Below are 15093 nucleotides of genomic sequence, written 5' to 3'. Positions count from 1 at the left end.
TCTCTATCTGAATCGTAATAGTTGTCGGGTCTCTTCGGCTCTCGGCGCGTGCGTTCGAGGCGCTTACGAGTCGTCGTGGTTTTGGGTCTTGCGATGGCGGGCGAGACGCATGAGCTGGCGGTCGCGCCAGCCCACACGCTCGTCCCATTGATCGAGCGGCAGCGCCGCGCGCCTCGCCGCCTCGACCTGGGCGACGAGTTCGGGCGTCCACGGGTCGTGCTGGCCGCGTTCGGCGCCCATGCGTGCGTACGAGGGGCCCATCTTCCGCGCATGCGAGGCGATGCCGCCGCGCGTGTTCAGATCGACGGTCTCGAACGGGCCGATCACCGACCAGCGCGGGCCGAGGCCTTCGCGCATCACGGTGTCGATGTCTTCCACCGACGCCACGCCGTCGCGCACGAGGCAATACGCTTCGCGCAGCACGGCGCCTTGCAGGCGGTTGAAGATGAAGCCTTCCACTTCGTGTTTCACGCGCACGGGCTTCATGCCCGCTTCGGTGTAGAGCGCGATTGCGCGCGTGGCCGCCGCTTCGGACGTGAACGGCGCGGGCACGACCTCGATCACGGGCACGAGGTAGGGCGGGTTGCCGGGATGGGCGACGAGGCAGCGCGCGCAACCGGGCAGCGTAGCGTCGACGAATTTCGAGGCCGCGAGAAACGACGAAGCGCTCGCGAGAATCGCTTCGGGCGGCGCGGCGCGGTCGAGCTGCGCGAAGAGCTCGCGCTTGAGTTCGGCGCGCTCCGGTGCGCATTCCTGCACCAGATCGGCTTGCGCTACCGCGGCTTCGAGCGTATCGACGATCGCGACGCGCGCGGCGATTTGCTGTGCGGTTTCGTCGAGCAGGGCGTATCGCGTGAGATCGTCGAGACGCTGCGCAATCTCTGCAGGCGCGGCGGCGCGGCGTGCGGCGTCGGGATCGTAGAGGCGCACGCGCCAGCCGGCCCGCGCAAAGCAGATCGCGAACGCCACGCCGATGCTGCCCGCGCCGACGATGCCGGTGCGTCGCGGTTCGCAGGCTTGCGCAGGCGTTTCGGGAGGCGCCATCGTCAAACTCCCGCGACGCCGACGGTCATGCCGCCGCACACGTAGAGCACCTGGCCGGTCACGAAGCCGCTGCGCGCGTCGAGGAGATACGAGGCCGCGTGCGCGACGTCTTCCGGCGTGCCTACGCGCTTGACCGGTACGGCGTTGATGATCGCTTCGGTGCGCGGCGCGCCGGGCGGATTGGCCCGGTCGAACAGTTCGGTGCGGATCGGGCCCGGGCCGATGGCGTTCGCAGTCACACCGAATGCGCCGAGTTCGAGCGCCCATACGCGCGTCATGCCGATCAACGCGGCCTTGGTGGCCGAATAGGCCGTGCGCAGCTCTTTACCGAGCGCGGCGCGCGACGACATGTTGACGATGCGCCCGAAGCCCACTGCCTTCATGCCGGGCAACAGCGCCTGCATGCACTGCTGCGCGCAGCGAACATTGAGCGACCATGCGCGTTCGAGTTCTTCGAGCGACTGGTGCTCGGCGTCATTGGGCACGACCACGCCCACGTTGTTGATGAGGCGCGTGATCGGGCCGCCCTCGAGCGCGCGGGCGAGTGCGGCTGCCGTTGCCTCGGTGTCGGAGAGATCGGCGATGATGCCGTCGCCCACGCGGTCGATCACGACGGCCTCGTAGCCATCGGCCTCGCAGCGCGCGGCGCACGCGGCACCGATGCCGGCGGCGCCGCCGGTAATCAGGACTCTTTCTTTAGCCATGTCTTTCAGGAATGCGGATAAAACAAAGGATAGCGAAACAGTTCGTCAAACCGTGGCGACCGGCGTGACGGGCGAGCCCATGGCCCCAGGCAGCCGCAGCGGCGGCGCGGTGAGCATGAAGCGCGAGCGCTGGTGCTCACGCAGCCACTGGGCGAGATCGCGCAAATACCAAAGCTCGCCCAGCGGCAGGCCGAGCTTGAAGAGACAGTGGTGATGCAGCGGCATGAGCGGGTGATCGCCGGGTGCCGCGGGCGCACGCGCGGGGTAGCGTTCGACGGCGTAGTTGTCGGCGGCGAGCGCCGCGATGCCCGAATCGGTGATCCATTGCAGCAGGCGCTCGTCGCGCCCGTCGAGTGCGCTGCAGTGGCTCGACAAGACGGCTTCGTCGGGCTGGCGGTTCATTTCGAGCACCATCTCCGCGAAGCCGGTACGTAGCACGAGCATGTCGCCGCGCTCGATTTCCACGCCGTCGGACTCGATCACGCGCATCAGGTCGTCGTAGCCCACGGTGCGAAACTCGCGGCCAAAATGCGCGGCGAAATCGATCAGCACGCCGCGGCCTTGCATGCCCTTCACGGCAAGGTGCTCGATGCCGAGCACATCGGCATGGCTATGCTCGCCGCCGCACGCGTGAGGCGCGAAGTTGTCGTCCGCGCGATATTCCATCGGGCCGACCACGTCCACGTTCGCGCGATAGCCGTTGTAGTAGACGCTCTCGGCCACGCCGTCGCCGTTGGCGTCGAAGCGTGCGCCCACGTGCGCGAGCGAATCCCACTGCGTGGAGTATTGAAGCGAGAGCAGCACCTGATCGTCGCTCACCACGTCGGTCGCGCCCGCAACGTTCCGTGCGAACGGGAAGTTCACATAGGGCAGGCCGTCGCGGAAGGTGGGACGCAGCACCGGCGGATGGCGGCGCACATTGAGCTTGCTGTCGCCAGGAAAGTCGAGCGGCAGCGAAAGGGTGAACGTGAGGCCCGCGCGTATTTCCTGCGCGCCCTTGAGCACCTGCTCGGCGCCGATGAGATTGGGGCGCCCCAATTGATCGTCGGGACCGAAGTCGCCCCAGTTCGAGCCTTCCGGCCGGTTGTTCCAACGCATGCTTGACCCTCCACTTCAGGAATTCCGCGCTTCGCGCATCGCTGCATCCGGCGCCCGAGGCGCCTGACGCGCCTCACGCCGCGAGCAGCGTTGGCGGGATTTGCGCGTACACCTCGAGCAGCGCCTCCACGGCGTTCTGCTCGTTCTTGAGAAGACGCGCCTTGGGCGCGCCGATGACGAGCGCAAACGCCTCGCCATGAATCAGGAAACCGCGCGCGAGGCCGGCTACGTCCTCCACGCTTTCGCCCGTCGAGCGATGCCAACCGTCCGTCACGCCCTGCTCGACGTCGCGCTCGAACGCGCCGCGGTCGATCACCGCGCCACTCGCCGAGTGCAGCTGCGGCTCGCAACTGTCGAGCAGTTTGCGGCGCGCGGCCGGGGCGAGCGCGCCGAGCAGCGCCTTGCCCGCGGCGCTCGCAATGGTCATGAAGCCGCCCGGCTCGTCGCTGTAGCGGATCTTCTGGCGCGATTCCATTACGTCGAGATAGACCACGCGGTTGCCGGCAAGCGTGGCGAGCGCGGCGGTCTCGCCGGTCGCGTCGCGCAACGCGGAAAGCAGCGGCTGGAACATCAGCGTGAGCGGGTCCTCGCTACAGATGTCGCGCGCCACGTGCAGCAGCCGCTGCGTGGGGTAGTAGCCCGCCTTCACGCCCGGCGCGTACAGATAGCCTTTGGCCACCATCGTCTGCAACAGCGCGTGGCAGCTCGACAGCGGGATCTCGGTTCGACGCGCAATCTCGCTGTAGATCATCGGTTGCCGGACTTCGGCAAAGAGGTTGATCACGTCGAAGACGCGCACTGCAGTTTTCACATCCATGAGAGCATTATCGGCATACCGATAACCAGCTGACAATACGATTACGGGTAAACACCTAAATCGTTGCGACGTTCGAGTTCGCGCACTTGCGCCTTCGCGGTTTGTAACGTATCGTTTTGATACGTTACGATTCAAGCTATTAGGAGGCAACGTGCATTCACGCTTCGACCGTTTCAAGGCGACGCCGCTCGCCAGCCAGCTGGAAGCCTTGATCGACGCGCCTGGGCGCTATGTGGAATACGCGGTGCTCTCGCGCGTCGGCGTGGCGGCGATTGCCGCCGTGGCCGAGGAAATCGCGCAGAAGTTTCCGGAAATCGGCGCAGACACCACGGCGCGCCAGTACTGCGGCGCGCTGGTGGCCGAGGTGATGCGCCGCCACGGCCACGAAGTCGCGCAGGCGCGCGGCCGTGTGAGCGGGGCGCTGTTCAGCTATGGCGCCGTGTTCAGCGCGCAGCCGGTCGTCCTGCCGTTCGAAGCGGTGATCGAAGCGCTCGCAACCATGCCGGAACGCTTCGCCGCGCTCGTCGAGCGCGTGCCCACGAACCTATGGGCGCGCCGGCCAGGCGGCACGGGCTTCTCGTTGCTCGAACACGCATGCCATTTGCGCGATCTCGACGCCGTTTTCGCCGAGCGCTTCAGCGTCGTACGCAAGGCTCAGCTGCCGGAAATCGCATCGGTGGACGGCACGGTGCTCGCGGAAGAACGCGAGTACATGAAGCAGGATCTCGTCGCCGCAATGGGCGAATTCAGCGAGGGGCGGCGCCGTCTTTGCGCCTCGCTCAAACGCCTCACGCCCGAGCAGCGTTTGCGCTGCGGGCTGCGCGACGGCGTACGGCGCATGACGCTGGAAGAACTCGTGCGCGAACTGCTCGACCACGACCGCACGCACGCTCTGGAGCTGGAAGAGCTCGAAGGCGAACTGCAGGAAGCCGCTTAACCCCGCGCCTTCTCCGCCTCCTGATACAGCTCGCGCAGCGACTGCCCGAAGGTGGCGTCGACATCGCGTAACACGCCCGCGCGCGTGAACATCGCGACGGGCGGCAGCGTCCAGTCGAGCGTGTACGGCACGATCGCCACGCCCGCGAAGTGCACGAGTTCCTCGGCAATATCGGCGGGCACGATCGACACCGCGTTTTCGTTCGTGCTGATCATCTCGCCGATCAGCCGCGACGTGTAGCTCTCCACGATCGGCACGGGCGGCGCCACGCCCGCGTGCAGGAAGAGGTCGGAAATCTGCTCGCGGATGGGCGTGTGCGGCGCGCCCAGGATCCAGTCCAGTTCGACCAGCTTTTCCCAGTCGAGCTTGCCGCGTGCGAGGCGCGCCGCGAGCCGGCGGCTGGCGATGAGCCGCGGCTTTTGCTGATGCAGCACCTCGAAGCGCAGCTGCGAGACATCGACAGCCGACGACGCGCGCCCGATCACGATATCGAGCGTATGGTCGCGCAGCTGCGGCAGGAGCGCGTCGCTCGTGCCTTCGTGAATCGTCATGGTGACGCGTTGTGGCAGCCGCGACTGCGTGAGGCGAATGGCGGCGGCGAGCGTGCGCCCTGAAATGAACGGAATCACGCCCACGTGCACGCGCGTGGCGTGGCCGGCCACCACGGCTTCGATGTCGCGCGCGAGGTGGTCGAGGTCGTGCAGCATGGCCTGGGCGCGTGCGAGCACCACGTTGCCGAGCGCCGTGGGCGTCATGCCGCGCGGCGTACGGTCGAATAGCGGCGCACCGAACATGCTCTCCATTTCAGCCAGCGCGTTGGTGACGGCGGGCTGGCTCGTTGCCATGTGTTCCGCCACGCGCGTGAGCGAGCCGTGCTGGCGGATCTGCAGGAGCAGGACCAGATGGCGCATTTTCAGGCGCGTATTCAACCGCCTCGTCACGTCGTCAATGCTGAAAGACACGATTCTCCAGGGTATTACCAAAAAATGATGGCCCCATACTAAATCAAAATGAGCAGGTTATGAGGGCTCTCTAGAATCGCCTCATTCGAACATGACCGCCGCGCCTTCCGTGCGTGCGGCACACCATCAGAGTGAGGAACATGAACAAGACCGATCGTCAGGCCGCCCTCGAATATCACGAATTCCCCACCCCGGGCAAGATTTCGGTGACGGCCAGCAAGCCGCTCGTCACCCAGCGCGACCTCGCGCTCGCCTATACGCCGGGCGTGGCCGTGGCCTGCGAGGAGATCGTCGATAATCCGCAGAACTCGTTCCGCTACACGGCGCGCGGCAATCTGGTGGGCGTGATCACGAACGGTACGGCGGTGCTCGGTCTCGGCAACATCGGCGCGCTGGCCTCCAAGCCGGTCATGGAAGGCAAGGCCGTGCTCTTCAAGAAGTTCGCCGGCATCGACGTGTTCGACATCGAAATCACCGAAAGCGACCCGGACAAGCTCGTGGACATCATCGCGAGCCTCGAAGCCACCTTCGGCGGCATCAATCTGGAAGACATCAAGGCTCCCGACTGCTTCACGGTCGAGCGCAAGCTGCGCGAGCGCATGAAGATTCCGGTCTTCCACGACGATCAGCACGGCACTGCCATCACCGTTTCGGCCGCGTTCATGAACGGCCTGAAAGTGATCGGCAAGGACATTTCGAAGGTCAAGGTCGTGACCTCGGGCGCGGGCGCAGCGGCGCTGGCCTGTCTGGATCTCATGGTCGATCTGGGCCTGCCGCTCAAGAACATCTGGGTGACCGACATCGACGGCGTGGTCTACCAGGGCCGCACGACGCTCATGGACCCCGACAAGGAACGCTTCGCGCAGGACACCTCGGCGCGCTCGCTCTCCGACGTGATCGAAGGCGCGGACGTGTTCCTCGGCCTGTCGGCTGGCGGCGTGCTCAAGGCCGAAATGGTCAAGAAGATGGCGGACAAGCCGCTGATTCTTGCGCTCGCCAACCCCACGCCGGAAATCTTCCCCGAGGTCGCGCTCGAAGCGCGCCCGGACGCGGTGATCGCCACGGGCCGTTCGGACTTCCCGAACCAGGTCAACAACGTGCTGTGCTTCCCGTACATCTTCCGTGGCGCACTCGATGTCGGTGCAACGACCATCACGCGCAACATGGAAATCGCGGCGGTGCACGCGATCGCCAAGCTCGCGGAAGAAGAGCTGAACGATTCGGTGGCGGCCGCATACGGCGCCTATGATCTGCGCTTCGGCCCGAAGTACCTGATTCCGAAGCCGTTCGACTCGCGTCTGATCGTGCGTATCGCGCCGGCCGTCGCGAAGGCGGCGATGGAAGACGGCGTGGCCACGCGCCCCATCGACGACTTCGGCGCCTACACGAACGAGCTGCAGCAGTTCGTGTATCACTCGGGCGCGTTCATGAAGCCGATTTTCGCGGCCGCGAAGCAGTTCGTGCGTGACGGCGGCAAGTCGCGCATCGTGTTCGCCGAAGGCGAGGAAGAGCGCGTGCTGCGCGCCGTGCAGGTGATCGTCGACGAGAAGCTCGCGCGTCCGATCCTGATCGGCCGTCCCGAAGTGCTGCTTGCCCGCATCGAGAAGTTCGGCCTGCGCCTGAAGCTCGGCGAAGACGTGGAAGTCACGAACCCCGAGTACGACGAGCGCTTCCACCAGTACTGGACGACCTATTGGGAACTGCGTTGCCGCGACGGCATTTCGAAGGAGATGGCGCGCGTGGAAATGCGCCGCCGCCTCACGCTGATCGGCGCGATGATGGTGCGCCTCGGCGACGCGGACGGCATGGTGTGCGGCACGGTAGGCGCGTATCACGACCACCTGCGCTTCGTCGACGAGGTGATCGGCAAGCAGCGCAACGCGAACACGTATGCAGCGATGAACATCCTGCTGCTCGACAAGCGCACGGTCGCGATCGTCGACACGCACGTGAACGACAACCCGAACGCCGAGCAGATCGCCGAATTCACGCTGGCCGCGGCACGCCAGATGGAATGGCTGAACCTGCAGCCGAAGGTCGCGCTGCTCTCGCGTTCGAACTTCGGCTCGGGCAGCTCGGCTTCGGGCACGAAGATGCGCGAAGTGCTCAAGCTCGTGACGGAAAAGAATCCCGATCTGGAAATCGACGGCGAAATGCACGGCGACTGCGCGCTGGACGAGGCCCTGCGCCTGCGTATCCTGCCGCATTCCAAGCTCAAGGGCGCGGCGAACCTGCTCGTGTGCCCGAACGTGGACTCGGGCAACATCGCCTACAACCTGCTCAAGACGGGGGCGGGCAGCAACGTGGCGGTCGGCCCGTTCCTGCTGGGCGTGAACGCGCCAGTGAACGTGCTGACGTCGAGCTCGACGGTGCGACGCATCATCAACATGGCGGCGCTGACCGTGTTGCAGGCGAACCGCGACTGAGTGCAGGCACAGGACGCACGCTGTGCGTCCCGATGAAAAACGCGCGACGGCTTCCAGCTGTCGCGCGTTTTTTGCTTTGGCAGGTCAGGGCGTGATTGTGGCGAGCCGTTCGTCGATGAGGCGGCGGGCCTCGCTGTAGCCGCCCATCAGCGCGTCGATATCGGAATTGAAGGGCAGCCCGGCGGCGGTGTCGATTTTCAGGGGCGAGGGGAAGGCGGGCTCGTCGAGCGCCGCGATGCTTACCACCGCTGCATAGCGAGGCCGTTCGATTTCCAGGCGCTCGAGCGGGACCGTGCCATTTGCTTCGACGCCAACGCGGATTGCGTAGCCGCGATACTCATAAGTGCGATTCATGACTGCATTGCCGTGCGGATTACAACCTGCAAGCGTACGGCGCGCGAGCTTAAGTCAACCTTAGGTAAGCACTGCATGAACCCGGAAGGGACCCTTCTGTGTTGCGCATGAATCGAGGCAAGACGAAAGGCGCTGAAAGGTGTTGGTTGGCAAGGTGCGCAAAGAATTATCGTCCGATGATAAAAGCGGAATCGCACGCGCCTTTCCTTAAGGTTCTCATCAGCTTGGAGCAGGCACGATCCCATCACGCTGCCCAGCTTCGCGCGTTGCCATGCGCCTGACATTCGCGAGGCGCAGGGTATAACCAGCCAGACTCGATATCGTTGTCCGCGCAACTTTCTGGAGTGCAGCCCCATGAAGCCGCCGACCGATCGCCTGCAAGCCTACCTGTTCGTCGCTTCGCTTTCGGCGATCCTCATTCAGGTCGCCGTGTTCATTTCCATTCTCCTGCTGCACGTGCCGGAACGCGCCTTCGAGTCGTCGCCGTTTCGCGTGGCCGTGGTCGCGGCCATCGTCTGCGTGCTGCTCGTCGTGCGCAGGCAGGCGCGGCGCGCCACGCGCGAGGTCGGGTCCCGCAACCGCAGTCAGGCGAAGCTGCGTGCCACGCGCGCAGCGTGCGCCTCGAAGCGCGCGGCCCGCGCGCCGCTGCGGGCGCGCCATATCCGCAATGCCATGACGGCGGCTGCGGCCCGTTCGAGCGCACGTTGAGCCGCCGGGCGCGCGCGCCTCAGCCGTCCACCGGCGGGGCGGGCATCTCCAGATTGAGCTGGTAGAACGCGGCGTCGAGCCAGCGTCCGAACTTGAATCCCGCTTCCTTGATCGTGCCCGAGTGCGTGAAGCCCAGCTTGGCGTGCAGTGCGATGCTGCCGGCATTGGTGGCGTCGATGCAGCCCACGAGCACGTGAATCTGTTCCTCACGGGCGCGGCGGATCAACTCGAGCAGCAGGCGCTCGCCGAGGCCACGGCCGCGCTGGTCACGGTGCACGTAGACGCTGTGCTCGACCGTGTACTTGTTGGCGGGAAACGCGCGAAACGTGCCCCAGCTCGCGAAGCCGAGCAGCGTGCCGGCCTCGTCCACGGCGCCCACCACCGGAAAACCGTTCGCGCGCTTGGTGCCGAACCACGTGACCATGGCTTCGGGAGGACGCGGCTTGTAGTCGTAGAGCGCGGTCGAATTGACGATCGCGTCGTTGAGGATCTCGAGAATTGCCGACGCGTGGTCCGTTTCGTTGCAATCGATGAAGCGCACGCCATCGCTCCGTGAGTTCGAATTCATGGGGAGTCCTCTTTAAATGTACAGGGTGAAAGATCGCGGCGTATGACGCGGGTTCAAAGACCGCTTACGTCGCAAATGGCGACGACATAGCGCGCGGCCTGCGAGCCTGGATTGCTGAAGATGAGCGGCTGATCGAGCCGCATGGCGAGGCAGTCGCCCGCCTGAAGCGCATGCCGTTCAGTGCCCAGCTCCACGTCGATGCGTCCTTCCATCACCCACACCTGCTGGTGAATCACGTTCTCGCGGCTGCCTGTTTCGTAGGCTACGCGCGCACCGGCCGGGAAATCCACTTCGACCAGCTGGATCGGCGAAGGCCAGTTGGGCGGCGACACGCTGCGGCGCATATAGCCCGACTGCGGGTCGCGCCACTGAGCCTGCTGTGCGCGGCGCACCAGCGGCTCGGCGGGCGCGCTCTCGCCGCTTGCGCCGAACAGGCTCGCCATCGAGACCGACAGCCCCGCCGCGAGCTTTTCGAGCACTACGGCCGTGGGGCTGGCGGCGCCGCGCTCGATCATCGAGATCATCGAACGGCTCACGCCGCTGCGCGCGGCCAGCGCGTCGAGCGTGAGGCTGCGCGTGGCGCGCAGGTCGCGCACGCAGCGGGCAATGCGCTCGTTGATGCCGGCGTCGGTTGGGGTATCCATTGGGTTTTTGTCCAAGATGATGGAGCTATTATCCAGTAAATTGGAAATTGCGGTCAATAAAAAAGCGCGCGGCCCAGTATCGGGGCCGCACGCTCAGTAAGGTTACGGCTTTTCCGGCAGGAACCAGTTCATCACGAGCGCGCAGATGCCGCCCGTTGCGACGCCCGACTCCAGCACGTTCTTGAGCGCATGCGGCAGGCTCGTCAGAATCTCCGGCACCTGCGAGACGCCGAGGCCCAGCGCGAGCGACACCGCGATGATGAGCAGCGCGCGGCGGTCGAGGCGCGTGCCCGCGAGGATGTTGATGCCGGAAGCGGCCACCGCGCCGAACATCACCATGGCCGCGCCGCCCAGCACGGGCTCGGGCACGGCCTGCAGCACGCCGGCCACGGGCGGGAACAGGCCCAGCACGACGAGCATGCCCGCGATCCAGAGCCCGACGTGGCGGCTGGCAATGCCGGTGAGCTGGATGACGCCGTTGTTCTGCGCGAACACGGAGCTGGGAAACGTGTTGAAGAAGCCCGCGAGCAGCGAGTTGAAGCCGTTCACGAGCACGCCGCCCTTGATGCGCCGCATCCACACGGGACCTTCCACCGGCTCCTTCGACACCTTGCTGGTGGCGGTGACGTCGCCGATCGCTTCGAGCGAGGTCACGAGGTAGATGATCAGCATGGGCACGAAGAGCGACCACGAGAAGCCCAGACCGAAATGCAGCGGGGTCGGAATCTGGAACAGCGCGGCTTCGCGCGCGCCGGTGAAGTCGAGCCGGCCCATTGCGCCCGCAACGATGTAGCCGATGGCGAGGGCGATGACGAGCGCCGTGCTGCGCACCCAGACGACGGGCACGCGGTTGAGCACGATGATGGTGCCGAGCACGAGGCCCGAGAGCGCGAGGTTCTGGACGCTCGCGAAGTTGCCCTTGGCGATGGCGCCATAGCCGCCGCCCATGCTGATGAGGCCGACCTTGATGAGCGTGAGGCCGATCAGCAGCACGACGATGCCGGTGACGAGCGGGGTGATGAGGCGCTTGATGAAGGGCAGGATGCGCGACACCGCCATTTCGACGAACGAGCCGGCAATGACGACGCCGAAGATGGCGGCCATCACGGTCTCGACGGCCGTGCCCTGCTTGACCATCAGGCTGCCGCCCGCGATGAGCGGGCCGACGAAGTTGAAGCTCGTGCCCTGCACGATGAGCAGGCCCGCGCCGAGCGGTCCGACGCGCTTGCATTGCAGGAACGTGGCGATGCCGGAAATCACCAGCGACATCGAGACGATCAGCGTGGTGTCGCGGCTGGAGACGCCCAGCGCCTGGCAGATCAGGAGCCCAGGCGTCACGATCGGCACGAGGATCGCTAGCAGATGCTGGAGCGCGGCCACGAAAGCGATGGTGGGCGCGGGGCGGTCGTTGGGGCCGTAGACGAGGTCGTGGGTGGGTTCGGTGTCGTTCGCTTCGCGGGTAGCGGCGGGCGAGGTCGATGGAGCGGAGTGCATCGGGCGCGGCGGGTGAAAAGGGAAAGCGCCGCATTTTAACGGAAGCTCAGGGGGAACCCTGGGCGCGCCTGCTTCAGGGCGCGCCCGCGTCCCGCTACTTGCCGTTGCGCGCCCGCGCTTCTTCGGCAAGCGCCTTGTAGTCGTAGGTCGGATAGAACTCCGTGCGATAGCCGCCCCACGCGGTCTGCTCGATCGCGCGGTTCACCTCGCGCAGCCGGTCGGCGGGCACGCGCAGCGTCACGACCTGGCCGATCCCCATCATCACATACCACGAGACCACTTCGATGCCGGGCGGCGGAAAGGACTTGTAGAAGCCCTGTTCCGCGAGCTGCTGATTGATCTTCGGCAGCGGCTTCGACTCGTCGTGCTTCAGGAAGATCGTCAGGAGGAAAGTGCCGTCGCCGGCGGGCGTGGCGGGGGCGGCGGGTGCAGCAGGAGGCGTAGAGCCGGAGTTCGTTTGCGCGGCGGCGGGCAGCGGGACCAGCAGCGGGGCCAGCATGGCGGCCACGGCGGCGCCTGCTATCCATTTGCGTACGGCATGCATCGGCTTTCTCCTGATTCGGGTGGGCAAGCCCTTACAATAGGTCGGTCCTCACTTGCCTGCCAAACGAGCCAATGACACGAGATCCTCGCCTCACCCTGAACGCGCGCCAGCAGGAAATGCTCGAATGGGTGCAACGCGACGGCTTCGTCACGGTCGACGATCTCGCCTCGCATTTCGACGTCACGCCGCAAACCATCCGCCGCGACGTGAACTGGCTCGCCGACATGAATCTGCTGCGCCGTTATCACGGCGGCGCGAGCCTGCCCACGAGTTCGGAGAACGTCTCGTACAGCGCGCGTCAGCACATGTTCCATGAGGAGAAGCGCCGCATCGCGACTCTGGCGGCCCAGCACATTCCCGATCAGGCCTCGCTCTTCATCAACCTCGGCACCACGACCGAGGAAGTCGCGCGTGCGCTCAATCATCATCAGGGCCTGCGCGTCGTCACGAACAACCTCAACGTGGCGAGCGTGATGAGCGGCTACCCCGACTGCGAAGTGATGATCACGGGCGGCGTCGTGCGGCCTTGGGACAAAGGCATCGTCGGCGAGCACACCATCGACTTCATCCGCCAGTTCAAGGTGGATTACGCGATCATCGGCACGTCGGCCATCGAGACCGACGGCACGCTGCGCGACTTCGACACGCGCGAAGTCCGCGTGGCGCAGGCCATCATCGAGCATGCGCGCACGGTCTACCTCGTGGCCGACCATTCGAAGGTCGGCCGCCCGGCGCTCGTACGCCAGGGGCACCTGAGCCAGATTCACGCGCTCTTCACCGACCAGCCGCTGCCCGAGGAAATGAACGAGGCGGTGCTCGCCGCGGGCACGCAGGTTCACGTCGCCGCCTAAGCCGCGGGTTTTTCGTCCGCGCTTTTTCCGGGCGCGTCGTCCGCGCGTCTTCTCCATTTCCGATCAGAAATCCAGCGCGTTTCGCGAGTGGGCGGGGCGCTGCCCATCGGAAGCGCGCGCAAACGCGCGAGGCCCCGTTTTCATTCGCGCCTGACGACCGTTCGAATCTGTCCGATGCATGTTCGTTTACGCACTGCTTTCGGTCAATCTCCCGAAAAACGAACCTTTACTTTTTCGTTCATGTTCGATAAATTTCGAATTCGAACATTTCGAGGTTCGTTTTTCTTTCAGGGACACAGCAGGGTGACTCAACAGAACCGGTACGATCTGCTCGTCGTGGGCGGCGGGATCAACGGCGCGGGCATCGCGCGCGACGCGGCCGGCCGCGGGTTGTCGGTGCTCCTTTGCGAGCAGGACGATCTCGCCTCGCATACCTCGTCGTCCAGCACCAAGCTGATTCACGGCGGCTTGCGCTATCTCGAGTACAAGGAATTCGGACTCGTGCGCAAGGCGCTGCAGGAGCGTGAAACGCTGCTGCGGGCCGCGCCCCACATCATGTGGCCGCTGCGTTTCGTCATGCCGCACATGCCGAATCTGCGTCCCGCCTGGCTCATTCGCATGGGCCTGTTTCTCTACGACCATCTCGCGAAGCGCGAATTGCTGCCGGGCTCGCGCGGCATCGACATGCGCCGTCATGCGGCCGGTGAGCCGCTCATCGACTCGATCCAGCGCGGCTTCGTGTATTCGGACGGCTGGGTCGACGACGCGCGCCTCGTCGTGCTCAACGTGCTCGACGCGCAAGAGCGCGGCGCGCAAATCCTCACGCGCACGAAGCTCGTTTCCGCCGTGCGCACGAGCGCCACGAACGGCGCGGAAAGCGAATGGCAGGCGCTGCTGCGCCGTCCGGACGGCAGCACCTTCGACGTGCGCGCCCGCGCCATCGCCAACGCGGCCGGGCCGTGGGTGGGCGAAGTGCTCCACGGTGCGCTCGGGCGCGGCGCGCAGCACAGCGTGCGGCTCGTGAAGGGCAGCCATATCGTCACGAAGCGCCTGTTCGAGCACGACCACGCGTACATCTTCCAGAACCCGGACAAGCGCATCATCTTCGCGATTCCGTACGAGCACGACTTCACGCTCATCGGCACGACCGACGTGGAGTATCACAACGATCCCGCGAAGGTCTCGATCGATGGCGACGAAACGCGCTATCTGTGCGAGTCGATCAACCGCTATTTCAAGCGCAAGATCTCGCCGGCCGACGTGCAATGGACTTACTCGGGCGTGCGTCCGCTGCTCGAGGAAGAGGGCGCGGAGAATGCGTCCGCCGTCACGCGCGACTACAAGCTCGAACTCGACGAAACCGCCGGCGCGCCACTGCTTTCGGTGTTCGGCGGCAAGATCACGACCTTCCGCAAGCTCGCGGAAGAAGCTTCCGACATGCTGTGCCGCGTGCTCGACCACGCTGCGCCTTCGTGGACGGCGGGTGCGCCGCTGCCCGGCGGCGATATCGCGAACGCGCGTTTCGAGCCCTTTGCACAGGACTTCGCGAGACGCCATGCGTGGCTGCCCGCCGTGCTCGCGCGCCGCTACGCACGCGCCTACGGCACGCGCGCCGAGCGGCTCCTCGACAACGCGCAATCGCTCGCTGACCTCGGCGCCGAAGTCGCGCCGGGCATCTTCGAGGCCGAATTGCGCTACCTGCGCAACGCCGAATGGGCCACGCGCGCCGACGACGTGTTGTGGCGCCGCTCGAAGCTGGGCCTCCATGTCGCGCCGGGCACGCTCAACGGCGTGGCCGCCGCAATCGATCACTGGTTTGCCGCAACAAGCGCGACGGCGACCGCGCAGCACTGAAGTTCGCCGGCATCACGCAAGGTAGGTCACGCACCCCCAACGTGCCGTCCCCGCGGCGCGTCATCACAACTAGTACAGACGGAGATGA

15 protein-coding genes are annotated in these 15093 nt (G+C 65.7%); 5 read left to right on the top strand and 10 right to left on the bottom strand.

Annotation, left to right across the window (positions count from 1 at the left end):
* Nucleotides 1-63: 63 nt before the first annotated feature.
* The 4 genes from AB4Y44_RS15690 to AB4Y44_RS15675 all read right to left on the bottom strand — a co-directional run bounded on the left by AB4Y44_RS15690 (nt 64) and on the right by AB4Y44_RS15675 (nt 3663).
* The gene (locus AB4Y44_RS15690) at nt 64-1044 is read right to left on the bottom strand and encodes a 3-hydroxyacyl-CoA dehydrogenase (protein ID WP_342918636.1); all 981 of its coding nucleotides are present in this window, start codon (nt 1042-1044) and stop codon (nt 64-66) included.
* Between the two features lie 2 nt (nt 1045-1046).
* Nucleotides 1047-1748 (bottom strand): SDR family oxidoreductase, encoded by a 702-nt coding sequence (locus tag AB4Y44_RS15685; RefSeq protein ID WP_342918637.1) that lies wholly within the window; start codon nt 1746-1748, stop codon nt 1047-1049.
* Nucleotides 1749-1793: 45 nt separating this feature from the next.
* Nucleotides 1794-2846 (bottom strand): cyclase family protein, encoded by a 1053-nt coding sequence (locus AB4Y44_RS15680; RefSeq protein ID WP_368700124.1) that lies wholly within the window; start codon nt 2844-2846, stop codon nt 1794-1796.
* Nucleotides 2847-2919: 73 nt separating this feature from the next.
* Nucleotides 2920-3663: an IclR family transcriptional regulator gene (locus AB4Y44_RS15675; protein ID WP_368700123.1), complete on the bottom strand. Its 744-nt coding sequence runs from the start codon at nt 3661-3663 to the stop codon at nt 2920-2922.
* A 151-nt stretch (nt 3664-3814) separates the two neighbouring features.
* Between AB4Y44_RS15675 and AB4Y44_RS15670 the strand changes: the two genes are divergently transcribed.
* On the top strand, nt 3815-4600 hold the full coding sequence (locus tag AB4Y44_RS15670; protein WP_368700122.1) for a DinB family protein: 786 nt from the start codon (nt 3815-3817) through the stop codon (nt 4598-4600).
* On the opposite strand, the gene AB4Y44_RS15665 is transcribed toward AB4Y44_RS15670, so the two are convergent.
* Entirely contained in the window at nt 4597-5562 is a 966-nt protein-coding gene (locus tag AB4Y44_RS15665) for a LysR family transcriptional regulator (RefSeq protein WP_069266119.1), read from the bottom strand. The genes AB4Y44_RS15670 and AB4Y44_RS15665 overlap by 4 nt on opposite strands.
* A 140-nt stretch (nt 5563-5702) precedes the next feature.
* On the opposite strand from AB4Y44_RS15665, the gene AB4Y44_RS15660 reads away from it, so the two are divergent.
* On the top strand, nt 5703-7988 hold the full coding sequence (locus tag AB4Y44_RS15660) for an NADP-dependent malic enzyme (RefSeq protein WP_342918641.1): 2286 nt from the start codon (nt 5703-5705) through the stop codon (nt 7986-7988).
* Between the two features lie 84 nt (nt 7989-8072).
* On the opposite strand, the gene AB4Y44_RS15655 is transcribed toward AB4Y44_RS15660, so the two are convergent.
* On the bottom strand, nt 8073-8342 hold the full coding sequence (locus AB4Y44_RS15655; RefSeq protein ID WP_342918642.1) for a hypothetical protein: 270 nt from the start codon (nt 8340-8342) through the stop codon (nt 8073-8075).
* 354 nt (nt 8343-8696) lie between these two features.
* Between AB4Y44_RS15655 and AB4Y44_RS15650 the strand changes: the two genes are divergently transcribed.
* A complete protein-coding gene (locus AB4Y44_RS15650; protein WP_368700121.1) occupies nt 8697-9050 on the top strand; it encodes a hypothetical protein in 354 nt (117 codons plus the stop codon).
* A gap of 19 nt (nt 9051-9069) precedes the next feature.
* On the opposite strand, the gene AB4Y44_RS15645 is transcribed toward AB4Y44_RS15650, so the two are convergent.
* The 4 genes from AB4Y44_RS15645 to AB4Y44_RS15630 form a co-directional block, all read right to left on the bottom strand.
* Complete coding sequence (locus AB4Y44_RS15645) at nt 9070-9618, bottom strand: N-acetyltransferase family protein (RefSeq protein ID WP_342918644.1); 549 nt, start codon at nt 9616-9618, stop codon at nt 9070-9072.
* Nucleotides 9619-9671: 53 nt separating this feature from the next.
* Nucleotides 9672-10262, bottom strand: a complete 591-nt coding sequence (locus AB4Y44_RS15640; RefSeq protein WP_368700120.1) for a helix-turn-helix domain-containing protein — start codon at nt 10260-10262, stop codon at nt 9672-9674.
* A gap of 102 nt (nt 10263-10364) precedes the next feature.
* Nucleotides 10365-11756 carry a nucleobase:cation symporter-2 family protein gene (locus tag AB4Y44_RS15635; protein WP_342918646.1) on the bottom strand — a complete coding sequence of 464 codons (1392 nt, stop codon included), beginning with the start codon at nt 11754-11756 and terminating at the stop codon, nt 10365-10367.
* A gap of 94 nt (nt 11757-11850) precedes the next feature.
* Nucleotides 11851-12255 (bottom strand): hypothetical protein, encoded by a 405-nt coding sequence (locus AB4Y44_RS15630; protein ID WP_368700139.1) that lies wholly within the window; start codon nt 12253-12255, stop codon nt 11851-11853.
* A gap of 116 nt (nt 12256-12371) precedes the next feature.
* On the opposite strand from AB4Y44_RS15630, the gene AB4Y44_RS15625 reads away from it, so the two are divergent.
* Both AB4Y44_RS15625 and glpD read left to right on the top strand, forming a co-directional pair.
* Nucleotides 12372-13151: a DeoR/GlpR family DNA-binding transcription regulator gene (locus tag AB4Y44_RS15625; RefSeq protein ID WP_342918647.1), complete on the top strand. Its 780-nt coding sequence runs from the start codon at nt 12372-12374 to the stop codon at nt 13149-13151.
* A gap of 303 nt (nt 13152-13454) precedes the next feature.
* Nucleotides 13455-15005, top strand: coding sequence for a glycerol-3-phosphate dehydrogenase (gene glpD, locus AB4Y44_RS15620; protein ID WP_368700119.1), 1551 nt, complete (start codon nt 13455-13457; stop codon nt 15003-15005).
* Nucleotides 15006-15093 lie beyond the last annotated feature (88 nt).

Origin of the sequence: Paraburkholderia sp. BR10937, from assembly GCF_040965695.1 — a bacterium.
Taxonomy (GTDB): Bacteria; Pseudomonadota; Gammaproteobacteria; order Burkholderiales; family Burkholderiaceae; genus Paraburkholderia.
The sequence above is the reverse complement of the archived record's forward strand: the minus strand, read 5'-3'. Positions and strand labels throughout refer to the sequence as shown.